The organism is Streptosporangium sp. NPDC000396, from assembly GCF_042898655.1.
In the GTDB taxonomy this organism is placed as follows: Bacteria; Actinomycetota; Actinomycetes; order Streptosporangiales; family Streptosporangiaceae; genus Streptosporangium.
The window spans coordinates 50394-76359 of sequence record NZ_JBIAZA010000017.1 but is presented as its reverse complement, the minus strand read 5'-3'; the positions used below and the strand labels follow the sequence as shown (position 1 = coordinate 76359).

Below are 25966 nucleotides of genomic sequence, written 5' to 3'. Positions count from 1 at the left end.
GGGCGATCAGGGCGGGGGGTACGACTGGCTTTCCGCCGGTCCGGCGAGGCTGTCGCCGTCGAATTCGACCCGCCAGTGGCCTGCCTCGCTCGTGCCGCTCAGGACGGCGAAGCGGCCGGTGAAGGGAAAGGACCGGGTGACGGTGGCCTTGCCGACCGCGTTGAACGCGCCGGCGGGGCCGTTGGGCTTGCGATAGTAGACCGAGACCGTCTTACCGGAAAGCCATTTCCACGCCCCCCGAGGCCTTCCCCGGAACCTGCCCGTGTGTTTGATCCCGTTTCCGGATTTGGAGATCTTGTAGGTGAAGAAATCCGTCGGGTACTGGTTCTCGAAGGCCGCCTGGACGTACAGGTCGTCGCTCTGGGAGCCGAGCGCCCTGGCCGTACCCGGGAACCTGACGCGCCAGAAACCACTCGACCTCACCCGGACCTTGACCGCGAACTCACCGCGGTCGCCGGTCACGGCCTCCGCGAGCTCCCGCCGGCCGCAGGAGTTCTCGTCCTGGAAAAGGATCCGGACGGTCTGGGAGGCGAAGGGGCTCCAGGTCCCCTCACGGCGGAGAACCTCCAGCCGCCCCGACAGGGTGACGGACTCACCCCGGTCCACCTCGCGCGGCTGGGCGTCGAAGTCGGCGAATCGGGTCTCCACCTTCGCCCCCCTGCTCTCGACCTGGAACTCCACCTCGGCGAATGCCTGGCCCGCCCTCACCTCGACGTGCCAGAGGCCGGGCTGGTCGCCCGGTCTGAAGGTGTGGCTCGCCTGCCCGTTGCAGGGCGACGGCCGATCGACGATGTCGAGGGGGACGTACGATCCGTCGGGGGCGCGTAATCGGCCGCTGAGGGAGGGCGCCTTCTGGGTGGCGATGTCGATCACGACCTCGACCGGCTCGGCATCCAGGACGATCGGATAGGGGGCGACCTCGATGGCCTCGACGGACGGCTCCGCTGACATCGCTCTCTCCTTTTCGGAAATCGTTCGGCAGACCTTGCGGTATTCGTTCAGCAGACCTCGCGATACGGCGAGCCGGGGATGAGGCGTTCCCAGTCGCCCTCGGACAGGGACGCGGTGGACCGGGCGCAGACAGCGGCGGCCGCGCTGCCGGGATCGACCGGATAGCCGCGCACGCCGCCGTCGGTGCTCACACTGTGGAGCGTGCGCCCGTCGGCGGTGAAGGCGAGCGCGAGGATGTCGCCGGCCTGCTGGGAGAACGGCAGGCCCAGCGGAGTGCGGCCCGCGACGTCCCAGAGCTGGAGGGTGCCGCCGCCGGCGGCGGCCAGGGTCCGGCCGTCCGGGGAGAACGCCAGCACGTTGACCTCTCCCGGATCGCCTCGTGCCGGCACCAGGTGACCGAGCCGCCGATGGCTCCCGGCGTCCCAGAGATCCACCCCCGAGGTCAGGGAACCGGTGGCGACGGTCCGGCCGTCCGGGCTGAAGGCGAGCGCGCGCACTCCGTCGACGCTCGTGCCGAACGACCTGACGGGGACCGCCCCGGAGCGGAGCCCGACGACCGCGCTGTCGTCTCCGCCGGTGGCGAGCGCCTCGCCGTCCGGGCGGAAGACCATCACCGCCGCTCCGGGCTGGCTGAGGAGGCGTGTTCTCGCTCCCCCGCCCACATCCCACAGCTGGATCTTCTTCCAGTTCTTCGCGGGAGGAGTGACCGTGTCGGAGAACGGCGCCACCGCCAGGGTGCCGCCGTCCGGGCTGAAGGCGAGACCCGCCGCCTCGGTGGCCCCCTCGACGGTGAGCGTCCGGCCCCTCCGCACCGCCGGAACGCCCCCGGTGGAAGCACCCGCGGGCGCGCCCCTTCCCGCCGGGACATCCCAGAGGGTCACCCGCGCGGGACGGGCCGTGCCCAGGGCCAGGGTCCGGCCGTCCGGGCTGAAGGCCATCGCCACCGGCGACGACCGGGAGGTGCTCAGGCGTGCGAGCGTGCGCCGGTTGGAGACATCCCACAGCTCGATCTCTCGCCTCTGCAGGACCGCGACGCCCGCTCCCGGGGCGAACACGGCCGCGCGGACGCCACCGGCCGCTTCCGGGGGACGGGTGAGATCGGCGATGTCGAGCACGACGACCGACCCGTTCGCCAGGAGGTAGCTGAGCGTGCGCGCTCCCGGGCCGAACCGGAGGCCGGTCACCAGGTCGCCCGCGGGATGTCTGAGAAGCCTGGTCCCGGTCGCCGACCACAGGCCGACGGCTGTGCCGTCGTAGGCCGCCAGATAGCCGCCGTCCTGGCTGAAGACGGCCGATCTCGGCCTGACCTTCTCGATCGCGTCGTCGTTCCACCGGCTCGTCGCCACGTCTCGCAGGCGGATGCCTCCGTCCCGGCTCACCGCCGTGGCCCGGCTGTCCGGGCTGAAGGAGACCACCTCGCCCCGATCGGTGAGAAGGAGCCGTCTCCAGTCACGCAGTTCGTAGCGCCCGTCGTGGAAGGACACCGCCGCGAGGCTCTCGTCGGGGGAGACCTTCACGTCACGGACGCCGGGCAGGTCCAGCACCCTGGTCTCGCTGGTCAGGTCCCACACCTCACCGTGGCCGCCGGCGGTCACGCCGGCCAGCAGACGGCCCCCGGGGCTGAAGGAGAGCCGGCCCGCTCCCTGCCCGAACTGGCTGATCCGCATCCCTCTCCGCACGTCCCACACCCGCACCGACGTGTCTCCTCCGACGGCGAGCCTGCGGCCGTCGGGGCTCAGGGCGACGGCGCGCACCCGTCCCGTGACGCCGTCGACGGTCAGGGACCGCCGGCGCGTGGAGACGTCCCAGAGCGTGAGCCGGCCCCGGTCGACGACGGCGAGCGTCCGGCCGTCGCGGCTCAGGTCGTACTTGGCCTCGCCGGTGGCCGACTGGACCGGGAACACCTCCCGCTCCCGCTGGGCCAGTGAGCTGTAGAGGGCCGCCCTGGCCTCCGTCACCGGGGCGAGCCGCCAGGCGGCGAGGCTCAGCAGCCTCGCCGTCTCCGGATCGGACGACCTGAGGGCCTCGGCACGCTCGGCGGCCTGCCTGGCCGCCGCGATGTCGCGCTGCCGGGCTCCGAAGGCGTTCTCGACCACCGCGATCCCGGCCGCGACCAGGGCGGTGGCCAGGAGCGCGGCGACCGTTCCGGTGATCTGCCTGCGGCGCCGGGCATGGGCCCGGCCGTGAGCGGCGGACGCCTCAAGGAAGGCTCTCTCCAGCAGATTCAGGCTCAGGTGATGGCGCCCGGTCTCGGCCCAGCGGGCAGCGGTGTTCAGGGCCGTGCCCCGGTAGAGGTCGTCGGGCCTGCGCCCGTTTCCGTCCCAGAGCCTGGCGGCTTCGCACAGGAGGTCGTGGATGTGGAAACCCTCGCGGTCGGTTTCGATCCACTGCCTCATCCGGGGCCAGGCACGCAGCAGCGCGGCACTGGCGAGCGTCAACGTGTCGCCCTGGCGGACGAGCAGCCCCTCCTGCCCGAAGCCGTGCAGCACCCGCTCCACCGTCGGGGTGGCGATCGCCCCGTCGAAGAGGTCTCGGGCATGGGCCTTTCTGAGCACGCCCTCGGCGTCTTCTCCGGCCAGGACCATGCGGAGCAGGATTGGCGGGACGGCGGCCTGATCGCCCGAGCTGAGGCGGGTGTAGGCCCGCTCGGCCAGCTCGCCCAGGTGAGGTGCCCCCGCGGCGGGCTCGCGGACGGCCTCGGCCGTCCTGCTTCCCTCCGCCAGCAGCCGCGCCGTTTCGTCCCCTCCCCCGACCAGGCGCAGCAGGAGCGCCCGCGCGTCCGGGCGGTCGCCCGCCTCCCTCGCCATCGACGCCTCGACCAGCCCCCGCAGCGGCTCTTCCAGCGCGGAGAAGTCGGGTCTGCCGGTCAGCACGCGGTAGCGCAGCACGGTGATGTTGTCGGCGGCGAACGGGGCCCGGCCGGTGGCGGCGAACAAGACCACGGCACCCCAGGCCCACACGTCCGCCGGCGGCCCGCCGCGCTGCCCGCCAAGGCGCTCGGGCGCCATGTAGGAAGGGGTGCCGGGGCCGGAACGCCCTTCCGTGGTGGCGGTCATGTCATCGGTCCGGGCGATTCCGAAATCGATCACTCGGGGCCCGTCCGGAGTGATCAGGACATTATCCGGTTTGAGGTCGCGGTGAACGACACCCGCCGCGTGAATCGCCGTCAAAGCGGTCGCCATGCCGGTCGCGAGCCTGTGCAGGCGGTCGGATCGGTAAACGCCTTTCTCTTCCACCGCCTGCCGCAGGCTCGGCCCCTCCACGAATTCGCTGACGATGTAGGGCCGCGGTCCCCCGAGGTCGGCGTCGATCACCCTGGCCGTGCAGAACTGCGCCACCCGCCGCGCGGCGACGACCTCCTTGACGAACCCCGCCCGCACGTCGGAGTTTCCGGCGAAGCCGGCCTTCAGCACCTTGAGCGCCACCCGGTGACCGGCGGCGTCGTAGGCCTCGTAGACGACGCCCTGCCCGCCCTCGCCAAGACGCCCGGCCAGCCAGTAGTCACCCAGCTGCGCCGGATCTCCGGGAACGAGGAAGGCCATCGCGATCGGACCCTTCACATCCTGAGAACGGTCCTCTCGATAATGAACCCTTTCCTTCGCCGAGCCAATTGATTATCAACGGCCGGAGGAACACCGATGGTGATTTCACATACCGCCCGGACACGGAGGTCATCGCGATTCTAGATCGACTTTCCCCGCCAAACGACAATAAGCATTTAATTGCCCGATATCACAATAAATAAGACACGGCTATACGCCGGGGGCTCCCTGGCCACGGCGCCGCGACAGGGTCGTCGTCGCCACCGAGTTATGCACCGTGAACGCGACCGTGCCCGGCAGGTAGCGGTCCTCCGACCACTCCAGCGGCGCGCCCGTCGGATCTGTCGCGCACATCGGCCTAGAAGCGCCAGCGGGTCTGGCTGAACTCTCCCTTGCGGAAGCCGAAGGCCGTCACGGGGACGACCTCGTACACCAGGGCCTCGACCTCCTCGCCGTGGAAGGCGCCGTCGCGTACCTCGAAGTGCCAGTCGCTGCCATACTTCGACTCGTACGCATCGGCGACGCGCCGGAGCCTCGCGTCGTCTTCCAAACCGGCACGAACGCCGCCCGGCCGCCGTCTGGACCGGCAGGTCCGCGTAGTCGCAGCGTTTCCCCGCACGGCTTGCGCCACACCGGCCGATGGCCTGAAGGCCCTGGCCGAAGCCCCGGGCGGTGGCCGGCAGCCGCCCGCGCGGATGGCAACGGCGCGGGCGGCCGTAGCCGTCTTTCTCCGATGTCAGCTCATCGGCCGGCGAACCGGTCGAGCGCGCCGCGCATCTGCTCGCGCATCGTGTCGCTGCCCGTGTGCCCCGAGTCACCGATGACGATCAGCTCCGCGTCGGGCCAGGCGCGGGCGAGCTCCCAGGCGGTGTCGGACGGGCTGCTCAGGTCGAGGCGGCCGTGGATCAGCACACCGGGAATGCCGGCCAGGCGGCCCGCGTCACGCAGCAGGACTCCCTCCTCCAGCCACGCGCCGTGCGCGAAGTAGTGCGAGCAGATCCGTACGAGCGCCAGCAGGTCGGCCGGCGCACCGTCGCTGTAGGGGTTCGGCGCGCCGTTCGGCTCCAGGGAGACGACCGCGTCCTCCCACGCGCACCAGTCGATCGCGGCCTTCGACCGCACCTCGGGGTCGGGGCTCTCCATCAGGCGCGCGTAGGCCGCGACGAGGTCGCCGTCGCGGTCGGCCTCGGGAAGCCCGGAGCGGAACCGGTCCCATTCCCCGGGGAAGAAGCGCCCCACGCCCCGGTAGAGCCAGTCGATCTCCGAGCGCCGGGTCGTGGTGACGCCGGCGATGACGATCTCCGACACCCGCTCCGGGTGGCGCTCGGCGTAGGCGAGGATCAGGGTGGAGCCCCACGAGCCACCGAACAGCAGCCAGCGGTCGACACCGAGGTGCTCGCGCAGCCGCTCCATGTCGGCGAGCAGGTGCTCGGTGGTGTTGCGGCTCATGTCGGCGGCGGGGTCGCTGGCGTGCGGCGTGCTGCGTCCGCAGTTGCGCTGGTCGAACAGGACCACCCGGTAACGGCCGGGGTCGAAATACCGGCGGATGCCGGTGGAACACCCCGAGCCGGGCCCGCCGTGCACGACGAGTGCGGGCTTGCCCTCCGGGTTGCCGCAGACCTCCCAGTAGATGAGGTTGCCGTCACCGGTGTCGAGCATTCCATGGTCGTACGGCTCGATCGGGGGGTAGAGCTCAGCCATGCCATGATCCCTTCTTCGGCAAAAATACAACAGCGCTGTTACATTATGGGGGTGGACTCCCCCGACCTCGCCACCCCCATGACCGACCCGGCCACCCCCTCGGCGGGACACACCGCGGCCGCCGTACCGCCGCCACGGCTCCTCACCGGGCCCCTGGCCATGGTCTTCCTGTCCAGCTTCGGCGCGGGGACGAGCTTCTCCCTGCTGCTGTCGGCCGTCCCGCTGTACGCCTCCTCGATCGGCGCGGGCGGGATGGGCGCGGGGCTGACCACCGGCGTCCTGATGGCCTCCACGGTGGTCGCCGAACTGTGCGCCCCCCGCCTGGCCTCCAGGTTCGGGTACCGGGCGGCTATGGCGGCAGGTCTGGCGCTCCTCGGGGTTCCGGCGCTGATGTTGCCCGGCTCGGCGAGCACGGCGACGGTCATGGCCGTGTGCGTCCTGCGCGGTGCGGGATTCGCGATCACCGCCGTTCTCGGCGGCGCGCTGGTGGCCACGCTGGTCCCGCCCGAGCGCCGCGGTGAGGGGCTGGGCCTGCACGGCGTCGTCGTCGGGGTGCCGGCGGTCATCGCACTGCCGCTGGGCATCTGGCTCGCCGAGAGGATCGGATACACGCCGGTGTTCACCGCCGGAGCACTGGCCGCCCTTGCCGGGCTGGCGGCGGTGCCCGCCCTTCCCGCGCGCACGCCACGGCCGGGATCGCGGACACGGGTACGGCAACCGCTCGGTGTCCTGGCCGGGCTGCGCGTCCCCGCCCTGGTCCGGCCCTCGATCGTCTTCTCGGCCGCCGCGACAGCCGCGGGGATCGTCGCCACCTTCCTGCCGGTCGCCCTGCCCCCCGGGTCCGGCGGCCTCGCGGCGGCCTCCCTGTTCGCCCAGGCCGCCACGTCGACCCTCGCCCGCTGGTGGGCCGGGCGGCACGCGGACAGGAACGGCGCGGGCCGGCTGCTGGCACCCGGCGTGCTCCTGACCGCGGCCGGCATGGCCGTACCGGCCCTCACCACCAGCCCGGTCGCGGTGGTGGCGGGGATGGCGCTGTTCGGAGTCGGTTTCGGCATCGCCCAGAACGCCAGCCTGACGCTGATGTTCGAGCGGGTCCCCGCCTCCGCGTACGGCACGGCCAGCGCCGTGTGGAACCTCGCCTACGACGCGGGGATGGGACTGGGCGCCGCCGCCTTCGGCGTGCTCGCCGCGCGGACCGGATACCCGGCCGCCTTCGCCTTGACCGCCGCGTTGATCCCGGTCGCGCTCGTCTTCGCCCGGCCCGCCAAGGCGACCTGAGAATCCCTTAACGCGCACAAAAAGCGAATTTCTCTACGGTGGCCAGGCGATCGAGCGTCCCCGCGCGCGAAGGCGCCGCACAGGGAAACGGTCAACCGGCGCTCGCCCGGCGAATTCCCGCGGCCCGGCCCTGGCGGCCTTCGCCGTCACGCCTGGAACGGCACGGGGAAAGATCCTTTGGTCTTCACACGAAAGTCACGCCCCGGTGAGAGAACCGGATGCAATCCATCGGAAAGCTTTCGAAGTCGGATCTTGATGCGTTATAGAAGGTAAGGACATCCCCTCATTCATTGCCGGAGCTGATGAATCCGTGCCCGGACTGCAGCTTCAGTTGGACGGCCTCTCCTGGGAGCATGACGGGAGCCGGCGCACCCTGAAGCCCGACCATCTGCTCGTCGAGGCCGCGCAGACCGGGGTCGTGCTGGCCGACGACGCCGACGACGCCGAGACCTTCACCGACGTGCTGCTGGGGCAGGCGTGGCCACTCAAGGGCAGGATCCTGATCGCCGGCCGTGAGATCACCTCCCTGCCCTCCGAGGAGCGCGGCATCGCCCTGGTTCCCGCCGGAGGCGGCCTTTTCCCTCATCTGACGATCGAGCAGAACATCGGATTCGGGGTGCGCAGACGCCGCCGAAACGACTTCCGGCGCGGGCAGGTGAACTACGTGGCCGGGCGGCTGAACCTTCACGGGTTCCTCGGCTGGCGGCCGCACGACCTCTCCCCCGACGAAAGGCTCCGGGTGGCGCTCGCCCGGGCGATGTGCCACTGGCAGGCGGCGAGGGCCGTGGTGATCGAGGACCGAACCGGATACACCCCCTGTCACGCGGCGGTGAGCGAGAGCCTGAAGGCCTACCCGGACCTGCCTGTCCTGGTGGTGAGCGACGACAGGCACCGGGTCGAGATGCTCCGTACCCCCACAGTCTCCTGGGAGATCGTCGATGCGGATGGACCGTAGACAAGCCCTCGCCGTCCTGTCGGGCCTGGCCGCGGCCGGGCTCGCCGGGTGCGGCGGCGAGCCCCCGCTGCGGATCGCGGTGGTGTGGAGCGGCTGGGAGCTGGGGCGCTTCCGCAAGGTCCTGGAAAGGGAACCCGTCGTCGTGTATTCGGCCGGAGACAACATCGCCGCCCTGCTCAGAAACCCGGTCGCCCCGGCGGCCACCCCCGACCTGGCGATCGTTCCACGACCCGGGCTGGTGAACGACCCGGACATCTGCGCCCGGCTGCAGACCATCCCCTCCACCGATCCTCCGTACTGGCAGAGCCTGATGCGCTGCGAAGCGGACGGCGCGGTCAAAGGCGCCTGGTTCAAGGTCGCGCACAAGTCACTGGTGTGGTACCGGCCGGAGGCCGTACCGGACCCGCCCGCCCGCTGGGAGACATGGCTGGAGCTGTGCCGGAAACGCGCGAGGGACGGTCACCCGCCGCTCGCCATCGCGGCGGCCGACGGCTGGGTGCTCACCGACTGGTTCGAGAACGTTCTTCTCGGGATCGACCGAGCGACGTACAGCACTCTGCATCGCAGGCCCCAGGACTGGGGCCACGACTCCGTCAGGGAGGCGTTCAACCGGCTGGCGGAGCTGTGGGGCATCGGCGACCTGGTCCCCGGAGGGGGCCGGCAGGCGCTGGTCACACAGTTCCACGACTCGATCCTCGACGTCTTCCGGTACGGCCGCGCCGACATGCTGGCCGCGCCCGACTTCGCCTGGCCCGTCATCGACCGGTACCGCTCGCCCGGGCAGATGGCCTGGCGGTTCTCCTTCCCCGGGCCTCGCGGCAGACCGGCACCGCCCGTGGTGGTCGGAGGGGACGCCGTGGTGGCGCTCGAGTCGAGCGGGGATCGCGGCAGGAAGTTCGTGGAGTGGCTCACCGGCGAAGACGCGAGCGAGCGGCTGGGAAGCTGGGCCGCCGCCGGGGGTTTCCTGTCGCTCAACAAGAGCGTCCGCGGTTACCCCCAGCCGGTGCGGGGTCTGGTGCCGGAGCTGGAACGAGACGACTCGATCGAGTTCGATCTCTCCGACCGGCTCACGGGCGGGCTGGCCGGCGGGGACGGCCAGGGCCTGTGGCGAGTCCTGACCGAGCTGTTCGCCGCGGTCGCCGTCGACGGGCAGCCGCCCGAGCAGGCCGTGGACCGCGCGATGGGGGCAGTGGTGGCACTGAGCGGGTCGGGGAGGCCGTCATGACGCCCGGCGACGCCTTCCTCTTCGACGTGACACCGCATCACGACATGCGCGCACCGGCCAAGTGGCACGGCCAGGGCCGCTGGGGGGCCTGGTGGCATCTACTGCCCGCCGTAACGCTCGCGGTCGTCGTCCTGCTCGCGCCGCTGGCCGCCAGCATCGTGACGAGCCTGACCAGGGACGACGGCCCGGCCAACTACCTGGACGTCATGACCGACGAGGAGATCTGGCTGGCCCTGCTCCACAACGCCGTCTGGCTGATGCTCGCGATGGCGGTCTGCGCGCTCGGGCTCGGACTCGCCTGGCTCGCCCGGGACGCGGGACCGCGGCTGCGAGTGCTGCTGCTGACCGTGCTGACACTGCCCGCGGTGACCTCCCCGCTGACGGCGGGGGTGGCCTTCCGGCTGATCTTCGACGCGGACCCCCACCGGGGCATGGTGAACGCCCTGCTGCCCGATCGCGTGCTCTTCACCGGCCCCGGCTGGATCTGGCTGGTCCTCGGCCTGGCCTTCGTCTGGCAGTGGACGGGGCTGGCGTTCCTGGTCTTCCACGTGGGCCTGGCCAACGTGCCCGCCGACCTGCTGCGTGTCGGGCGCGTCTTCGGCGCCGGACGGCTCCGCCGTCTTCGCACGGTGGTGATGCCGGCGCTGTTTCCCACGGCGGCGCTGGTGATGCTGATCGTGCTCACCGCCGCCGTCCGCGTGTTCGACCTGGTCCTGGTGGGCGCACCGGGTTCGATCCAGTCCGAGGTGGACGTGGCGGGGCTTTTCTGGTGGCGCCGCCGCGACGATCTCGGAGACGGGCGGGCGTCGGCGCTCGCGGTCGTGTTGTCCGCGATGGCCGCCGCGGTGGTGCTGCTCGTGCTGTGGCGGCTGCGCCGGGACTGGCCGGAGACGGGACAGCGACGGGAACGACCGCACACACCCACGGCGAGGCGTCCCCGGTGGCCCCTCCGCGTCATGTCCGCGGTGATAACAGTGGCCTGGGCGTTCCCCTTCGCCGTTCTGGTGCTCACCTCGTTCCGAGCCCCGGACGCGGTGGCCACATCCGGGTGGTGGACCGGAGGCTACGGCCTGGGATCGTACGGCGAGGCGCTCGACGGCGGCTTCTTCGCCGGTGCGCTGAGCTCCACGGCACAGCGCGGACTGCTGGTCGCCGCCGTCGTCCTGCTGACAGCCATGCCTGCCGCCTATGCCCTGACACACGAGCGGCTGCCTCGCCGTACGCGGCGAGTCGTCGCGGCGGTGGCGGTCGTGCTCGCGGTGCTGCCTCCGCAGGTGCTGGCCGTACCGCTCGGAAAGGTGCTGGGCGCGTCGCTGGGCAGCATCGTGATCCTGGGCTTCGTGCACGCCGCGCTGATGTTGCCTCTGGGGGTGCTGCTGCTGCGCAACGCGTTCATGTCGGTGCCGCGGCCGGTGGTGCTGCGGCCACTGGCCGAAGGACGTTCCGCGATGGTCCAGGTGATGGTCGAGAGCGGTCCCGCGGTGGTGACGGTGGCGGTGATGTCGTTCGTGCTCGTGTGGAACGACCTGGTCGTCGGCCTGCTCCTGAACTGGCCGGCGGCCGACCAGGCGCCGCTGGCCCTGCTCCAGCAGGCGCGTTACTTCGCGACCTCCGCCGGCGGGCTGGCGGCCCAGGGGGTCATGATGACCGCCGTGCCCGCGCTCCTACTGGCGGCGACCGGCAGGTGGCTGGTCCGGGGGCTGACGCAGGGGGTTCGCCGATGAGTTCCCGTCCCCCGGAATCGTCCCGGGAACCGGACAGGCCACGGCCGAGGCTGCCGAGAAATCGCAGGGAACTCCTGGCCGCCATAGTCTCGTTCGGCCCCGCGATGGGGACGGCCATCATCATTGAGATGGCGTTCGATCTTCTCCTGCCGGCGGTCCCTCCCGGGCTCGCCCTCGCCGTGGCCCTGGCGCTGCTCTCCATCCGATGGCTGCGCGGACGCCGCACCCCCGCGCCTCCACCGGTGACGCCCCGGCGGCTCCCCCCGCGGGTCGAACCGCTGATCGGAAGGGACGCCGAGGTGGAGGAAGCGGTCGACCGGGCCCTGGAGCGGGGTCTGGTCGCGGTGCGGGGCGTGGCCGGGCTGGGCACCTCCGCGCTGGCCGTCAACGCGGGGTGGAGGCTGGTGCCGGAACCCGAGCGGCAGCATTACGCGGACCTGCGCGGCCAGGACCCGGACAGCTCCGAAGACACGCTGAGCGTGGTGGAACGGGTGCTGCGGACGCTCGGCCGCCCGCTGGGGTCGATCGAGAGCACGGAGGGCGCGGCGCAGGAGGTCTTCGCCGCGCTCCGGGACACCGGTCACGTCCTGCTCCTCGACAACGTCGAGCGATGGAGCCAGGTGGCATGGCTCCCCCGTTACGTGCCCGGGAGCTGGTTGATCATCGCCGGGGATCTCCGGACGAGCCCGGACGACGCGATTCCGACGGATGTGGCGGTCGTCCAGGTCGGTCTCCTGACCATGGACGACGGGGTGACGTTGCTGCGCTCGCAGATCGCGGCCGACCGGATCGAGGCCGATCCCGTCGCGACGGGCAGGCTGGCGGCTCTGTTCCTGCGCAGGCCCGCGATCGCGGTCGGGATCGGCCGCTGGCTTGCCGAGAACCCGCAGGTTCCGATAGCGGCGCTGGTCGCCGACCTGGAGCAGGGGGCCCACGACCACGCGCTCCAGACGCTGCTCGCCATGCAGCTGCGGCGTGTGAGGCCCGCGGCGCGGCGGCTGCTGGCGTTGCTCGCCCGCACGCCGATCGCCGAACTCGGGCTCGACGAGGCCGTCGCCCTCGCCGGCGGCGCGGAGCGTGACGTCAAGCAGGCGATGGAAGAGCTGGGCCAGCACGGCCTGGTGGAGAAGGTGAGGGAGTCCCGGATCCGCGTGGTGGACGCCGCCCGCACGATCGTGACGCCGCCGGAGGACTGGGAGGCGGCATGGCAGCGCCTGGTGGAGCGCTTCGCGGATCGGGCCGACTTCTTCGCCGAGCGGCTCCCCCGGGAGGAGGCGTGGGGCTGGTTCGGCACCGAGGACAGGGCGTTGCTGCAGATACTGAGGATGCGCCGGCCGCCCGCGTGGGCGGCCGGTCCGCTGTGGCGGATCGCGGACGCCCTGGAGGTGTGGTTCGCGCTGGAGCAGCGTCACAAGGAAAGGCGGGAGGTCGCCCACGCCCTGGCGCACGCGGCCAAGGCCCTGGGCGACGCGGATGTCCGGGCGACCGCCGAGCTGCGGCTGTGCCTGATCGCCCTGGTGCTGGGCGAGCCCCGTGTGGCGCAGGAGCATCTCGACAACGCGGCGGGGCTGCAGGCCGGCGTCGAGTCCTGGCCAGCCCAGCTCCACCTGGCACGGGCGGCGACGCTGCTGGCGACCGGCGACGAGTTCGCCGCGGTGGAGTCATCGCTGGTGCAGTACGGCCAGGCCCTGCCGGGCGGAGACACCACGGGACAGGCCACCCGGTGGATCAACATGGCCGTCCTCCAGGTGCGCCGGGGACAGGTCCGCGGCTTCGAGGGCAAGACGGACGAGGCGAACCGCCTGTACGCGGACGCCCTGGGTACCCTGGTCCAGGCACTCGGGATCGCGCGGCAGGCGGGCGACACGCACGCGGAGGCCCACGCCCAGGAGCTCCTGGCGCTTGTTCACTGGTATCTGGGCCGAGCGCACGACGCCTCAACCGAGTGGAGGAAGGCGGTCGGGCTGTACGAGCGGTCGGGAGACACGATCGGCCAGGCCCGCTGCCAGATGCATCAGGCGGCGGCCCTGCCGGAGGCGAACCGCAGGGAGGCCGCCAGGCTCCTTCGATCGGCCCTGCGACGGCTTCCCGCGACAGGGGTGAGCACCGCCCTGGCGCGGCTGCATCTCGCCCGGGTGGAACCGAAAAGCGCCCGGACGCAACGCGAGAAGGGACTGGCCGCGCTCGCCCCGTGGGACGGAATCGCCGAGCCGCTCCAGGTCACCGAGATACGGCGGCGGTTGCAGAGCCTACGGCCTGCCGGTGCTTTCACGCCTGAGGCGTCTCACGACCCGGCATAGGCCGTACCGGTGTCCGGCCGATCATGAGGATCCGGCCGTCAGGAATAATCCGCCCGCCGCGATGTTGAGCCTGGTTGAAAGTTCAACAGTTAAGAGGATGGTGAGCACGATGCAGTTCGGGATCTTCACCGTGGGCGATGTCACCCTCGACCCCACGACGGGCAGGACGCCGAGCGAGCACGAGCGGATCAAGGCGATGGTCGCCATCGCGCTCAAGGCCGAGGAGGTCGGCCTCGACGTCTTCGCGACCGGCGAGCACCACAACCCGCCCTTCGTGCCATCGTCGCCGACGACCATGCTCGGCTACATCGCCGCGCGGACCGAACGCCTCATTCTCTCCACGGCCACGACCCTGATCACCACGAACGACCCGGTCAAGATCGCCGAGGACTACGCGATGCTGCAGCACCTGGCCGACGGGCGCGTCGACCTGATGCTGGGCCGCGGCAACACCGGACCGGTCTACCCCTGGTTCGGGCAGGACATCCGCCAGGGCATCCCGTTGGCCATCGAGAACTACGCGCTGCTGCACCAGCTGTGGCGCAAGGACGTCGTGGACTGGGAAGGCCGCTTCCGCACCCCGCTGCAGGGCTTCACCTCCACTCCCCGGCCGCTGGACGGGGTCGCGCCGTTCGTCTGGCACGGCTCGATCCGCAGCCCGGAGATCGCCGAGCAGGCCGCCTACTACGGCGACGGATTCTTCGCCAACAACATCTTCTGGCCCAAGGAGCACTTCATCCGCCTGATCGAGCTGTACCGGCAGCGCTTCGCCCACTACGGCCACGGCACCCCGGAGCAGGCCATCGTCGGGCTCGGCGGCCAGGTGTTCATGCGCAAGAACTCCCAGGACGCCGTACGCGAGTTCCGCCCCTACTTCGACAACGCGCCCGTCTACGGCCACGGCCCGTCCCTGGAGGAGTTCACCGACCAGACCCCGCTCACCGTAGGCAGCCCGCAGGAGGTCATCGACAAGACCCTGACCTTCCGGGACTCCTTCGGCGACTACCAGCGCCAGCTGTTCTTGATGGATCACGCCGGGCTGCCGCTCAAGACCGTCCTTGAGCAGCTCGATCTTCTGGGCGAGGAGGTCGTGCCCGTCCTGCGCAAGGAGTTCGCCGCCCGCCGCCCCGCGGGCGTGCCGGACGCCCCCACGCACGCGGCGCTCGTCGCCGCCCGCCTGAACGGCGACGCCGGCACCGAGGCCGAGACGGGCGCACGGCCGTCCGCCCCCGCCGGGTCCCCGGCCTGACCGGCGCCCTCTCCCGCGCACCGGCAAAGAAGAAGGAGAAACAGATGAGCCCCCTGAAGCTCGTGGTCGTCTCGGCGGGTCTCAGCCAGCCGTCGTCGACGCGCCTGCTGGCCGATCGGCTGGCCGAGGCCACCGGGCAGCGCCTGGCGGACGAGGAGCGCGAGGTCGAGGTGCGCGTGATCGAACTGCGCGATCTCGCCACCGACATCGCCAACAACCTGGTCACCGGCTTCCCCGGCGCCGCGCTGCGTGGAGCGATCGAGGCGGTGACGGAGGCGGACGGCGTCATCGCCGTGACGCCGATCTTCACCGCCTCCTACAGCGGCCTGTTCAAGTCGTTCTTCGATGTGATCGACAACACCGCCCTTGACGGAAAACCCGTGCTGATCGCGGCGACCGGTGGTACGGCGCGGCACTCGCTCGCCCTCGAACACGCCCTGCGCCCGCTGTTCGCCTACCTGCGCGCGCTCGTCGTGCCCACCGCCGTCTATGCCGCGTCCGAGGACTGGGGAACGGGCGGGAGCGCGGGCGCCGACGGCCTCTCCGCCCGGATCGCCCGCGCGGCGGGGGAACTGGCCGACCTGCTGGCGCGCCGGCCCGCTCCCGCCGAGCGGATCGACGCCGTCATCCCGTTCGAGCAGCAGCTGGCGGCGCTGCGGTCCTGACCAGGCAGACCCCGACCAGGCAGGCCCTGAGCAGACAGACCCTGACCAGACAAGTCTTGAGCGGACAGACTCCGACCAGACAAATCCTGAGCAGACAGGGACACCTCCAGGAAGCGGGCCGCGTGACCAGCACGCTGAAGCACCTCGATGTCACACCGATCCGTGCCGGAGTCGCGGGCACCGGCACGCGCCCGGATCAACGGGCGCTCGCGGTCACCGGGCCGGCCCGTCAGCTTCTCGATCGCGCGGAACGGTTACGAAGGCCATGGGCGTCGCACCATTCTCGCCCGAACGGGATGCCCTTGCGCCGTATCAGATAGGCCAGGACGCCGATCGTGGCCCACATCAGGATGCCGATGTCCAGCCGTACGCCGGTCAGTCTCAGAGAGGAGACCCCGCCGAGGATCATCACGACGGAGAGTTTTCCCATGAGGATGCCCATGGTCGCGAGCGCGGAGTTGGCCAGCGCCCAGCCCAGTCCTGTGGCGAGGCTTCCCACGACGGCGACGAGCAGGAAACAGGCCACGGAAGCGTAGACCGCGAGCACCGACGCCGGAACTTGACCGGTCAGAGCCGCGCCCGCTCCCCCGACAGCGAGACCGGCGGCCAGGGCCACCAGCAGCTGCCACTGAATGGCGCGATATCTCTGATCCAGGATCGCGTAGTTCACCTGCGTCCGGTCCGGTTCTGCAACCACCTGATTCCCCAATGTCGTCGGTCACTCCCATGCCGACACAGGAGCTTTCCAGCTATCCGTTCCCCATGATGAACGGACACAAGAGAAGATCGGAAACAAATTATTCCTGAGGTGGGAACAATCAGCGCTTGTGGGTAACCGGATAACAAAACAATCGCAATCCATACGGCAAGCCGACGAGCGCGAATTCGAAATCAGCCAAAGAAAGGCTGACGAGAGGCAAAAGCACTCCGATCGAAGGCCGCGCCTTCCGGATCGGGGAACCGTCCTGAATCCCGGACCGATGAGATGCTGTCGGTGAACACGTGCTCGTCCGGGAGGACAGAGTGTCATGGATTTGAACCTGCGATTGGTGGAGGTGCTTCGCGTCGTCGCCGAAGAGGGCAGCATGACCAAGGCCGCGACCCAGCTGCACGTGACCCAGCAGGCGATCAGCGGCCAGATCCACCAGCTCGAACGCCTCGCCGGGACAGAACTGCTCACCCGGACCTCACGGGGGGTAGAGCTGACCTCGGGCGGGAAGGTGGTGGCCCAGCTCGGAGCGGAGATGCTGGCCATCGCGGACAAGATGCTCGCGGAGCTCCGGCTGGTGAAGCAGGGACAGTCCGGACTGCTCAGGATCGCGTGCAAGCCGCAGACCACCGCCCACTTCCTGCCGGAAGCGGTGGCGAACATGCGGCAGGAGGCTCCCGGGATCGAGATCGAGATGACGTCGGTCTCCGTCCTGCGGGAAGAGGTGGAGCTCATGATGACCGGCCATGTGGACGGCGCTCTCATCTGGCTTCCCCTGGGCGACGACCGGCTGAACGCCGTGGAGATCGAGGCGGAGCCCCGGCTGCTCGCGCTACCACCCGATCACCCGCTCGCCGGAAGGGAGAGCGTGACGATCCCCGAGGTGGCGGACGAACCGTTCGTGGGAGCGCATTCGCGCCTGCCCTCGGAGGTCACCCGCTTCTGGCTGGTCGATCCGCGTCCCGACGGCGGCAAGCCGGTCTACGGGCCGGAGGGGCGGACGACCGAGGAATGCCTTCAGTTGATCGCCGACCATCGCGGTGTGATGATCGGCCCGGCCTCGTACGCCGACTACTACAAACACCCGCACCTGGCCTGGGTCCCGCTCGCCGACGTCGAACCGTGCGTCCTGGCCCTGGCCTGGCCGAAGAACGTCCACAACGTGCTTCTGGACACCTTCGCCCGCCACTGCCGCGCCGTGGCCGGCGACTTCCACGTGTGACACGTGTGACACGTGTGACACGTGTGACACGTGTGACACGTGTGCACCGGTGACTTCCGCGTACGGCAGCGGCCGATCCGGCTACAGGGCCTTCAGAAACCTCGCGGCGATCGGCGCCGCCACCCTGCCGCCGCTTCCACCGTTCTGGACGAACACCGCGAAGGCCAGAGGACCGCGATAGCCGATGAACCAGGCGTGATCCTCGGCGTCCTTGACCTCGGCGGTGCCGGTCTTACCGGCCGTGCCGGGCGGCAGGCCGGCCTGGGCGGCCGTGCCCTGGGTGACCACGGCGCCCATCATCGCGCGCAGGCCGGCGGCCACGCCCTCGTCGAGCGGCACCGGAGGCGGCAGGTCAGGAGAGGGGTCGGCGGTCATGATCGCGGGTTTCCAGACGCCGCTCGCGGCCGCGGCGGCGACCTCGGCCATGCAGAGCGGGCTGGCCTGCACCGAGTTCTGGCCGATGGCGTCGGCGCCCAACTGGTCCGGGTTTTCCGACGGCCTGATCCGGCAGGAGCTCAAACCGGGCTTCTCCCGGAATCCGAACCGGTCGGCGGCCTCGGCGCGCAGACGGTCGTCACGCAGCCGCTCGTAGGTCTGCTGGACGAAGGTGGTGTTGCAGGAGAGCGCGAAGGCCGTGGTGAGAGACACGGTGCCGTGATCGATGCCGTCGGCGTTGCTGAAGGACCTGGCGCCCGGAGGGTTGTAGGTCATCGGGCACGCGACCGGCGAGTCCGGAGTCAGGCCGGTGCGGAGCAGCGCCGCGGCGGTCACCACCTTGAACGTCGAGCCCGGCGGGTAGAGGCCGTTGAACGCTCCTCGGGCGCCCAGCGTGTCCGCCACCGCGCGCACCTGCCTGCTCTGGATGTCCACGGCCACGATCGCGGCGGGCCGTCCGACACCGTCCAGGGCCCGCGCGGCGGCGGCCTGCACGGACCGGGAGATCGTGCTCCGCTTCCCCGTGGGCGGCGGATTCGGGGAGGTCAGCAGCGCCCGGCCCGAGGGCACTTCCTCCAGGGTCAGGTTGATCGCCGTGCCGCCCAGCCCGGTGAGGTAGTCACGGTAGTCATCCGCCCTGCTGTCTCGCGGGAACGGCAGGCCTTCGCGGGTGAGCGCGGCCGGCCTGCGGACCTGGGTCTCCCTGAGCCGCAGGCTTCCGCCGTTCCTGAGCGAGGGGTGCAGCGTCTCCGGGGTCCAGAGCACCTTCCAGGCGCCGGACCGCAGCGCCAGGCCCAGGACCGACGAGAACTCCCACCGGCCCAGCCCCCTCACCTCCCGCACTCCCCGGAAGGACACCTCGGCAGCCTCTCCGCCCTGGCGGCGCAGTTCACCCGGGGTGAGGGACAGCGAGGAGACCCGCAGCTCGGTGTCGAACCGCCGGTGCCGCGCGGCGAAGTCGGCGGGCGGGTCGGCGACCAGGCCGAGCATGGAAGGGATGTCGCCGGCCTGCCAGGCGGCGAAATAGCTCGCCGCGGTCAGTTCGGGACCGCCAGGCGAGGCCGGCGCGGAAGTGGGCGTGGCTGCCGGGGGCGGCGTGAGAGAGGAAGCAGGCGAAACCGGGGCGGGAGAGATGGGCGGGGCCGGAGTCAGGGGGGAGGTGGGCGTCGGGGTAAAAGGCGGCTTCTCGGTCGTCCCCTCGGAGAAGCCGGGTTCCGGTGCGGCCACCACGGCGTTCAGAGCGGTCACCAGCCCATACGTGCTGACAGCGACGATCGCGACCACCAGGGCGATCAGGGCGAGGAGCCATCGACTACGCATACCGTCCACTCCCCCTGGTTTTCCACGGGTGCATGTCAGATACAAGATCGTAAAGGTGGCGACCCGCAGCGAACCAGACTCTTGACCCGCTGGCCGGATCCGGCCAGCGGGCATCATGATCACCCCGAGATCCGCCCCGCCGGACGAGGGGGTCCGGCCCCTCCTGCCGGCCGACGGCAACCGGCCCCGGCCAGACCGGAAGTCCGGCCCCTTCGATCAGGTTGAGAGGTTCGGATTCTCAGGCCGGGTGGCGGCGATCCGGCTCCTCCGGTCAGACGAAGGTGTGGACGAGGGTGGCGAACTCCTCGGGGGTGACGATCCGCACACCCAGCGCCGCGGCCTTGTCCCTTTTGGAGCCGGCCTTCTCCCCCGCCACGAGCAGGGAGGTGCGGGCCGAGATGCTGGAGGACGCCTTGCCGCCGGCACGTTCGATGAGCTCGTTCATCTGATTACGGGACAGCGTCTCCAACGGGCCGCTCATCGAGCCGGTGACCACGACGGCCATTCCCGCGAGCGGCAACTCGGCCGCGGAGAGGCCGTCCGGCCCGATGTCGGCGGGGCCGGAGGGGTCGGAGGGGGCGGACACGGTCACGCCCGGCTCGGTCATGTTGACCCCGGCGGCCACCAGTTTGTCGATGAGCGGTGCGATCTCGGCGAGCTCGGCCACCAGCACGGCGGCCTTTTCCGGCCCGATTCCCTCGACGGCCTGGACGCCTTCGACATCGGCGACGCGGATCGCGTCCATCGATCCGAAATGACGGGCGATCCGCCGCGACATCGACCGTCCGGTCCCCCTGACACCCAGCGCGCAGAAGACCTTGTTCAGCGGTTTGCCCTTGGCCCGCTCGATGGCGGCCAGCAGGTTGTCGGTGCTGGTCTCCCCCATCCGGTCCAGGGCCATGATCTGCTCACGGGTGAGGGTGAACAGGTCGGCGAAGTCGCCGATCAGCCCCGCCTCGACGAACTGGACGATACGGGTTTGCCCGAGGCCTTCGATGTCGAGCTGGTCACGGCCCACCGCGTAACTGACCGAGGCGACCGCGTGGCAGGCGCGGCCGCGCTCGCATCGCCACCGCTGCTGGGAGGTGTCGATGCCGCCGCCGCACCGGGGGCAGGTCTCCGGAAACGAGATCGGCTGCTCGGCGCCGGTTCGCAGGTGGACCACCGGTGCCTCGACCCTCGGGATCACGTCACCGGCCTTGTAGACGGTCACGTGATCGCCGAGCATGAGGCCACGGCGGGTGATGTCGGCCGGGTTGTGCAGGGTGGCATAGGTGACCACGCTTCCGTCCAGCCGCACCGGCTCCAGCACCGCGCGCGGGGCGATGATCCCGGTGCGGCCGACGTTCCACTCCACCTCGACCAGCTTGGTGATCTTCTCGACGGCCGGCAGCTTGTACGCGATCGCCCATCGGGGGGCTCGTGAGCTGAAGCCCGCCTGCTCCTGGTCTGCGGCCAGATCAGCCTTGATCACGATTCCGTCGATCCCGAACGGCAGCCCGGCCCGCGCCTCCGCGATCTCCTCGACCCGGGCCTGCGCCTGCTCCAGGGTGGCGACGCGGATGCCGGCGACCGGGGTGGCGCCTGTGGTCTGCACACCGAGATCGACGACCAGTTTCATGATCTCGCTGTGCGGCAGCTCCCGAAGACGCCCCGCGAACGCGGAATCGTCATGAGGCGGCAACGGCAGCGCGCCGTACCCGAAGAACGTCATCTCGACGTGATACGGCCGGTCCTTGGCACGCAGCGTCCCCGCGGCGGCGCTGCGCGGGTTGGCGAACGGCACCCCCTCGAACGAGGTGCGGGTCGCGTTCGCGGTCTCGAACTGGGCCGCGGTCAGCAGCACCTCACCGCGGATCTCCACCGTCACCGGCTCCGACAACACCTCGGGCAGGCCGAGGATGGTGCCGATCGCATGCGAGACGTCCTCCCCCGCCGCCCCGTCACCACGCGTCACGAGCTGCGCCAACCGGCCACCACGGTAGCGGGCGGACACCGCGAGCCCGTCCAGCTTCGGCTCCACGCTCCACGCCGTGACCGGACGGCCGAGGCGCCGTTCCAACCCGGCCGCCCATCCGGCGAGATCCTCAGCGGAGAACACGTTGTCCAGGCTCAGCATCGGGACGGTGTGCGGGACATCCCCGGCGACGGCGCCACCGGCGACCTTCCCCGTGGGCGAACCGGGCAGCACATGCTCGGGGTGGGCGGCTTCGTAGACCTCGATGCCGCGCACCAACCGGTCATATGTGTCGTCGTCGACGGCGGAGTCACCCGCCCCGTAGTAGGCCGCGGCGGCCTCGACGGCCATCTGCACGGCCTGGGCGTATTCGGCCTGGTCGGCGATCGGGGTGGCGTGGGGTGCGTCAGTCATGCGCACATCGTGCCGTGCGCCACCGACAATCAACGCGAACCGGCCACGCGGTAACAGCCATTCGGTGACCCGCCCACCGTCAGACTCCGGCATGGGAACGATGCGCGCCGATCCATACGCCCCTGGCGCAGTTACCTGGATAGAAGTCGATCGATTCAAGTCGTGCAGGAACACGGCCCGCCGGGATTCGCCTTCCGGATGCCGCCGCGGGCGTCGAGCGCGATCTGACAGCAGGCCAGCACCATCTCGCGCAGCCGGGCACGGGCCCGCTGGACGCGGGACTTCATGCCAGGGACGGATATTCCGGTACGGCGTGCGGCCTCGGCTTGGGTGAGGCCTTCGTATTCGGTGAGGGTGATGGCCTCCCGGTAGTGGCCGGACAGCCGCGGCAGCATCGCGCTCAGGCAGCAGGCCAGTGCCGCCAACCTGTCGAAGTCATTCGCGCCGGGGCCCATGCTGCGGTCGAAAGCGGCCCGGGCGTGCGTCCGGTTCGCGCGGAGGGCGGCTCGCCGGTGGTCGACGATCGCGTTGCGGGTGATCTGATAGACCCACGCTTCCAGCCGCTCGTGATCGCGCACCGCGTCGATGCCCTGGCCCATCTTGAGAAACACCTCCTGCACGATGTCCTCGGCGTCGTCGGGGCAGTCGATACGGCGGGCGGCAAAGGCGACCAGTCGTTCCCGCATCTCGGACCAGAGCCGAGCCGCGTCGGCGGTTTCCTGACGAGCCGAGGTCATCGAGGTGTCGTTCCTTCCCGTGCGGGAGGGGCCGACGAAGCCGGCCCCTCCGAGTGGATCACTGGCAGCCACAGCTGCCGGGCGCTTCGGCGGCCAGAGCGCCGGCGGGAGCACCACAGCATTCGGCCTTGGCCTCGGGTGCGCAGCAGGCCTGCTGTGCGGTGGCCGAGCAGCAGGCCGCGGCGTCGGCCGCGGTCTCGGTGCCGGTGCCGGTGCCGGTGCCGGTGCCGGTGCCGGTGCCGGTGCCGGTGCCGGTGCCGGTGCCGGTGCCGGTGCCGGTGCCGGTGCCGGGAGTATGGGGCGCGGTCATGGCGGATCGTCCTTTCCTTGGGAAGTTCGTCATCGGGGTAGACGGCCGATCCGGGAAAGGGATGCACCCGGCGCACCTGGCTGGTTAGACCACCACCTAATTTGACATTCCTCTAATTAGAGAGGCAAGGTGGGTGCTACTTAGACAGACTTCGAAACAATAGGTGTGTGATGCGCGCGCCGCGTTCGCCGGATCGCCTCTGCCGTCACGTTCGGCGAAGCCCGCTCCGAGGTGCGCGCCGCCGCCTACCGTACCTGGGCACGGTGGACCGCGCCCGCGCCAACGGCCTGATGCTCCATCAGCCCTTGATGATCAACACGCGACTTTCAGGAGAGACGCTCATGAGTGGTGGATGCTGCGGTCCGGCGGCCGTCGAGCCCAAGGAGCTCGCCCCCCGAGCCGAGGGCGCCGAACTTCCCGTGGTGGTGATCGGCGCGGGACCTGTCGGCCTGGCCGCCGCCGCCCACCTGGCCGGACGTGGCATCGACTTCCTGGTCCTGGAGGCCGGTGACCAGGCCGGTGCCTCGGTTGCGCGATGGGGGCACGTGCGGACCTTCAGCCCGTGGAGGTTCAACATCGACGCCGCCGCCCGCCGCCTGCTGGAGGCCGACGGCTGGAACGCGCCGGACACCGACTGGCCGCCCACCGGCGCCGAGCTCATCGCCGACTACCTCGCCCCGCTGGCCGAGCTCCTCGGGACGAAGATACGGCTTGGCGCGAAAGTGAGTGCGATCAGCCGCCTCGGCTATGACCGCGTCCGCACCAACGGCCGCGACGACGCGCCGTTCCTGATCCGCCTCGACAGCGGTGAGGAACTTCAGGCACGGGCCGTCATCGACGCCTCCGGCACATACACCAGCCCGAACGTGCTCGGCGGGAGCGGCCTGCCCGCCCGCGGCGCCCTCGGCACCCGGCTGCGCGCGCACGTCGAGTCCGGCCGCATCCGGCTGCTGACCGGCTTCTTCACCCACCGCGTGCGGGAGACCGCCGAAGGCGTCGAAGTCATCAGCCGCGCCCCGTCCGGCGCCGAGCAGAGCGTGACCGTGGATCTGATCGTGGCCGCGACCGGCTACCGCCCCGACCACTCCTTCGCCGCGGAACTGCGCCTGGACCTGGATCCGATTCTCGGCTCCACCCGCGCGCTGGCCCCGCTGATCGACCCCAACCAGCACTCCTGTGGCACCGTACCCGGACATGGCGTGAACGAGCTGTCCCATCCGGAGCCCGGGTACTACGCCGTCGGCGTCAAGAGCTACGGCCGAGCGCCCACCTTCCTGATGGCCACCGGCTACGAGCAGGTCCGCTCGGTCGTCGCGGCCCTCGCCGGAGACTGGGAGGCGGCCCGTGAGGTCCACCTCGACCTGCCCGAAACCGGCGTCTGCTCCTCCAGTCTCGCCGAGGCACAGGAGCGGCGGGTGGGGCTGGCCACTGGGATCAGCGGCGGGTTACTGTCCATACCTCTGCCGCCGGCCACCGTCGACGCCGGCAGTGGTGGCGGCTGCTGCGGCTGAGCCGTACCACTCGAAAGGAGGCTCTTGATGCCGGAGGGTCACCCCACTGCGGTCCAAAGAAATGCGCTGCGCCTCATCTGCGACCACGAGACGACGGCGGACGGCCGCCGGCTGATCGGCGGCCAGGGCGCGTCCGCGTGAGCACGGCTGCTCCGCAGGCCGCCGCTCCGGCCAAGGGCGGCGGCCGTTTCACGCGCGGCCGGCGGATCGTCGCGGCCCTGTCGATCACCCAGACCATCGGCTACGGCGTGCTCTACTACGCCTTCTCGGTGTTCCTGGTGCCCATGACCAGCGAGCTGAAAGCGAACAGAACGCAGGTCGCCGCCGCGCTCACCGCCGCGGTGCTGACCATGGCGCTGTGCTCCCCGCTCGTGGGCCGCTGGCTGGACGCCCATGGCGGCCGCGCCCTGATGACCACCGGATCGGTGCTCGGCACGCTCGCCGTACTGGCCTGGTCACAGGTCACCAGCCTGCCCCAGCTGTACGGCGTCTTCGTGGCCGTCGGCATCGCCTCGGCCATGGTGCTGTACGAGCCCGCGTTCGCGGTCATCGTCACCTGGTTCGACGGCCGGACACGGGCGAACGCGTTGCTCGCCCTGACCATCGTGGCCGGGTTCGCTTCCTCGATCTTTCTGCCGCTGTCCGGTCTGCTGGTCGACCGGTACGGCTGGCGCCAGGCGCTGATCATCCTCGCCGCCCTCTACGGTGTGGCCGCGATCCCGCTGCACGCCTTCGTGGTGCGCCGCCGTTCCGACCCCATCCCGGCGGCGCGGGGGCCCGCTCAACGCGCCGACCTGGTCAAAGCAGCGGTGCGGGCGCGGCCGTTCTGGCTGCTGGTGGCCGCCTTCACCGCTCACGGCGGGGCCGTGGCCACCATCGCGGTCCTGCTCGTCACCTACCTGATCCACCTCGGCCACCCACCCGTCTTCGCCGCCGCCATCGCCGGGCTGCTGGGCGTGCTGTCGGTCACCGGCCGCCTGGTCACCACCGGGCTGCGCCGCCGCTGGGCCGCCGCTCCCGTGGCCGCCGCGGTCTTCGTCCTGCAGGGAGCCGGCGCGCTGTTGCTGCCTCTGGCAGGCCGGACCGTCACGGGTGCGATCGGCTGCGTGCTGCTGTTCGGGCTCGGCTTCGGCGTCGCCACCATCACCCTGCCGCACCTGCTCGCCGAGCGGTACGGCACTGCCGTCTATGCCACTCTGTCCGGCCGGATCGCCTTGTTCTCCGTCGCCGACAAGGCCACCGCCCCGCTGGCCGGGGTGGCCCTGGCCCAGGCGATCGGCTACGGCTGGGTGATGGGTGCCGTGGCGCTGGCCTGCGGAATCGCGGCATTGGCTTTGGTCGCCTACCACCGCCTATAATTTAGACGGATGTCGAAATAAGGAGTCACGGGATGGCCACCCCCACCGCCGCCTGCTGCGCCCCCATCGTCCGGGCGCCGCTGACCGAGGCCGACGCGGCCGAGCTGGTGGTGCTGCTCAAGGCGGTCGCCGACCCGGTGCGGCTGCGCCTGCTGTCGATGATCGGCTCCCACGCCGGCGGTGAGGCGTGCGTGTGCGACCTGACCGACGCCTTCGACCTGACGGCCCCCACGATCTCCCACCACCTCAAGGTATTGCGCACCGCCGGACTGATCGACTGCGAGCGGCGCGGCACCTGGGTCTACTACTGGATCGTCCCCGCCGCGGTTGCCCGGCTGGGTGAGCTGTTCACCCCGCTGGCGCAGCCCGCCGCGGTCTGAAATTCCGGCACCGCGCCTGGACG

21 protein-coding genes are annotated in these 25966 nt (G+C 70.8%); 11 read left to right on the top strand and 10 right to left on the bottom strand.

Translation table 11 applies throughout. The features are described from left to right. Positions 1 to 6 precede the first annotated feature (6 nt). From ACFY2X_RS26645 to pip, 5 genes are all read right to left on the bottom strand, one after another. Positions 7 to 951, bottom strand: coding sequence for a hypothetical protein (locus tag ACFY2X_RS26645; RefSeq protein ID WP_389942634.1), 945 nt, complete (start codon positions 949 to 951; stop codon positions 7 to 9). Positions 952 to 998: 47 nt separating this feature from the next. Beyond that, on the bottom strand, positions 999 to 4511 hold the full coding sequence (locus ACFY2X_RS26640) for a WD40 repeat domain-containing serine/threonine protein kinase (protein ID WP_389942631.1): 3513 nt from the start codon (positions 4509 to 4511) through the stop codon (positions 999 to 1001). A 192-nt stretch (positions 4512 to 4703) separates the two neighbouring features. After that, positions 4704 to 4847 (bottom strand): hypothetical protein, encoded by a 144-nt coding sequence (locus tag ACFY2X_RS26635; protein ID WP_389942628.1) that lies wholly within the window; start codon positions 4845 to 4847, stop codon positions 4704 to 4706. Positions 4848 to 4851: 4 nt separating this feature from the next. Continuing rightward, on the bottom strand, positions 4852 to 5043 hold the full coding sequence (locus tag ACFY2X_RS26630) for a hypothetical protein (RefSeq protein ID WP_389942626.1): 192 nt from the start codon (positions 5041 to 5043) through the stop codon (positions 4852 to 4854). Positions 5044 to 5234: 191 nt separating this feature from the next. Then, positions 5235 to 6194, bottom strand: a complete 960-nt coding sequence (gene pip / locus ACFY2X_RS26625; RefSeq protein WP_389942623.1) for a prolyl aminopeptidase — start codon at positions 6192 to 6194, stop codon at positions 5235 to 5237. A gap of 51 nt (positions 6195 to 6245) precedes the next feature. On the opposite strand from pip, the gene ACFY2X_RS26620 reads away from it, so the two are divergent. From ACFY2X_RS26620 to ACFY2X_RS26590, 7 genes are all read left to right on the top strand, one after another. Continuing rightward, entirely contained in the window at positions 6246 to 7472 is a 1227-nt protein-coding gene (locus ACFY2X_RS26620) for an MFS transporter (protein ID WP_389942620.1), read from the top strand. 310 nt (positions 7473 to 7782) lie between these two features. Beyond that, positions 7783 to 8427 (top strand): ATP-binding cassette domain-containing protein, encoded by a 645-nt coding sequence (locus ACFY2X_RS26615; protein ID WP_389942618.1) that lies wholly within the window; start codon positions 7783 to 7785, stop codon positions 8425 to 8427. Beyond that, a complete protein-coding gene (locus ACFY2X_RS26610; RefSeq protein WP_389942616.1) occupies positions 8417 to 9652 on the top strand; it encodes a hypothetical protein in 1236 nt (411 codons plus the stop codon). The genes ACFY2X_RS26615 and ACFY2X_RS26610 overlap by 11 nt, the downstream gene beginning before the upstream one ends. Further along, a complete protein-coding gene (locus tag ACFY2X_RS26605; protein WP_389942613.1) occupies positions 9649 to 11376 on the top strand; it encodes an ABC transporter permease subunit in 1728 nt (575 codons plus the stop codon). Before ACFY2X_RS26610 ends, ACFY2X_RS26605 begins: the two co-directional genes overlap by 4 nt. A gap of 128 nt (positions 11377 to 11504) precedes the next feature. Then, positions 11505 to 13676, top strand: a complete 2172-nt coding sequence (locus ACFY2X_RS26600) for a hypothetical protein (RefSeq protein ID WP_389942610.1) — start codon at positions 11505 to 11507, stop codon at positions 13674 to 13676. A 109-nt stretch (positions 13677 to 13785) separates the two neighbouring features. Then, positions 13786 to 14925, top strand: coding sequence for an LLM class flavin-dependent oxidoreductase (locus ACFY2X_RS26595; RefSeq protein ID WP_389942956.1), 1140 nt, complete (start codon positions 13786 to 13788; stop codon positions 14923 to 14925). Between the two features lie 44 nt (positions 14926 to 14969). Further along, on the top strand, positions 14970 to 15590 hold the full coding sequence (locus ACFY2X_RS26590; RefSeq protein ID WP_389942607.1) for an FMN reductase: 621 nt from the start codon (positions 14970 to 14972) through the stop codon (positions 15588 to 15590). Positions 15591 to 15819: 229 nt separating this feature from the next. Here ACFY2X_RS26590 and ACFY2X_RS26585 read toward each other — a convergent pair whose 3' ends face one another. After that, a complete protein-coding gene (locus ACFY2X_RS26585; RefSeq protein WP_389942604.1) occupies positions 15820 to 16287 on the bottom strand; it encodes a hypothetical protein in 468 nt (155 codons plus the stop codon). A 331-nt stretch (positions 16288 to 16618) separates the two neighbouring features. Here ACFY2X_RS26585 and ACFY2X_RS26580 point away from each other — a divergent pair, with 331 nt between their 5' ends. Then, a complete protein-coding gene (locus ACFY2X_RS26580) occupies positions 16619 to 17521 on the top strand; it encodes a LysR family transcriptional regulator (RefSeq protein ID WP_389942601.1) in 903 nt (300 codons plus the stop codon). Positions 17522 to 17602: 81 nt separating this feature from the next. Here the strand turns inward: ACFY2X_RS26580 and ACFY2X_RS26575 are convergent, their stop codons facing one another. From ACFY2X_RS26575 to ACFY2X_RS26560, 4 genes are all read right to left on the bottom strand, one after another. Next, a complete protein-coding gene (locus ACFY2X_RS26575) occupies positions 17603 to 19276 on the bottom strand; it encodes a penicillin-binding transpeptidase domain-containing protein (RefSeq protein WP_389942598.1) in 1674 nt (557 codons plus the stop codon). A 271-nt stretch (positions 19277 to 19547) separates the two neighbouring features. Then, positions 19548 to 21647 (bottom strand): NAD-dependent DNA ligase LigA, encoded by a 2100-nt coding sequence (ligA, locus tag ACFY2X_RS26570; RefSeq protein WP_389942595.1) that lies wholly within the window; start codon positions 21645 to 21647, stop codon positions 19548 to 19550. A 155-nt stretch (positions 21648 to 21802) separates the two neighbouring features. After that, positions 21803 to 22384: a sigma-70 family RNA polymerase sigma factor gene (locus tag ACFY2X_RS26565; RefSeq protein ID WP_389942592.1), complete on the bottom strand. Its 582-nt coding sequence runs from the start codon at positions 22382 to 22384 to the stop codon at positions 21803 to 21805. A gap of 58 nt (positions 22385 to 22442) precedes the next feature. Further along, positions 22443 to 22694 carry a hypothetical protein gene (locus tag ACFY2X_RS26560; protein WP_389942589.1) on the bottom strand — a complete coding sequence of 84 codons (252 nt, stop codon included), beginning with the start codon at positions 22692 to 22694 and terminating at the stop codon, positions 22443 to 22445. Positions 22695 to 23035: 341 nt separating this feature from the next. On the opposite strand from ACFY2X_RS26560, the gene ACFY2X_RS26555 reads away from it, so the two are divergent. The 3 genes from ACFY2X_RS26555 (at position 23036) to ACFY2X_RS26545 (ending at position 25943) form a co-directional block, all read left to right on the top strand. Then, the gene (locus ACFY2X_RS26555; protein WP_389942586.1) at positions 23036 to 24205 is read left to right on the top strand and encodes an FAD-dependent oxidoreductase; all 1170 of its coding nucleotides are present in this window, start codon (positions 23036 to 23038) and stop codon (positions 24203 to 24205) included. A 137-nt stretch (positions 24206 to 24342) separates the two neighbouring features. After that, the gene (locus tag ACFY2X_RS26550; RefSeq protein WP_389942583.1) at positions 24343 to 25563 is read left to right on the top strand and encodes an MFS transporter; all 1221 of its coding nucleotides are present in this window, start codon (positions 24343 to 24345) and stop codon (positions 25561 to 25563) included. Between the two features lie 32 nt (positions 25564 to 25595). Further along, positions 25596 to 25943, top strand: coding sequence for an ArsR/SmtB family transcription factor (locus ACFY2X_RS26545; RefSeq protein ID WP_389942580.1), 348 nt, complete (start codon positions 25596 to 25598; stop codon positions 25941 to 25943). Positions 25944 to 25966: the final 23 nt, after the last annotated feature.

Excerpts from the sequence above, each read along its gene's own strand:
- ACFY2X_RS26645 (WP_389942634.1), bottom strand. The coding sequence starts at position 951 with ATGTCAGCGGAGCCGTCCGTCGAGGCCATCGAGGTCGCCCCCTATCCG.
- ACFY2X_RS26635 (WP_389942628.1), bottom strand. The coding sequence starts at position 4,847 with ATGTGCGCGACAGATCCGACGGGCGCGCCGCTGGAGTGGTCGGAGGAC.
- pip (WP_389942623.1), bottom strand. The coding sequence starts at position 6,194 with ATGGCTGAGCTCTACCCCCCGATCGAGCCGTACGACCATGGAATGCTC.
- ACFY2X_RS26610 (WP_389942616.1), top strand. The coding sequence starts at position 8,417 with ATGGACCGTAGACAAGCCCTCGCCGTCCTGTCGGGCCTGGCCGCGGCC.
- ACFY2X_RS26605 (WP_389942613.1), top strand. The coding sequence starts at position 9,649 with ATGACGCCCGGCGACGCCTTCCTCTTCGACGTGACACCGCATCACGAC.
- ACFY2X_RS26600 (WP_389942610.1), top strand. The coding sequence starts at position 11,505 with ATGGCGTTCGATCTTCTCCTGCCGGCGGTCCCTCCCGGGCTCGCCCTC.
- ACFY2X_RS26595 (WP_389942956.1), top strand. The coding sequence starts at position 13,786 with ATGCAGTTCGGGATCTTCACCGTGGGCGATGTCACCCTCGACCCCACG.
- ACFY2X_RS26590 (WP_389942607.1), top strand. The coding sequence starts at position 14,970 with ATGAGCCCCCTGAAGCTCGTGGTCGTCTCGGCGGGTCTCAGCCAGCCG.
- ACFY2X_RS26580 (WP_389942601.1), top strand. The coding sequence starts at position 16,619 with ATGGATTTGAACCTGCGATTGGTGGAGGTGCTTCGCGTCGTCGCCGAA.
- ACFY2X_RS26575 (WP_389942598.1), bottom strand. The coding sequence starts at position 19,276 with ATGCGTAGTCGATGGCTCCTCGCCCTGATCGCCCTGGTGGTCGCGATC.
- ligA (WP_389942595.1), bottom strand. The coding sequence starts at position 21,647 with ATGACTGACGCACCCCACGCCACCCCGATCGCCGACCAGGCCGAATAC.
- ACFY2X_RS26565 (WP_389942592.1), bottom strand. The coding sequence starts at position 22,384 with ATGACCTCGGCTCGTCAGGAAACCGCCGACGCGGCTCGGCTCTGGTCC.
- ACFY2X_RS26560 (WP_389942589.1), bottom strand. The coding sequence starts at position 22,694 with ATGACCGCGCCCCATACTCCCGGCACCGGCACCGGCACCGGCACCGGC.
- ACFY2X_RS26555 (WP_389942586.1), top strand. The coding sequence starts at position 23,036 with ATGAGTGGTGGATGCTGCGGTCCGGCGGCCGTCGAGCCCAAGGAGCTC.
- ACFY2X_RS26545 (WP_389942580.1), top strand. The coding sequence starts at position 25,596 with ATGGCCACCCCCACCGCCGCCTGCTGCGCCCCCATCGTCCGGGCGCCG.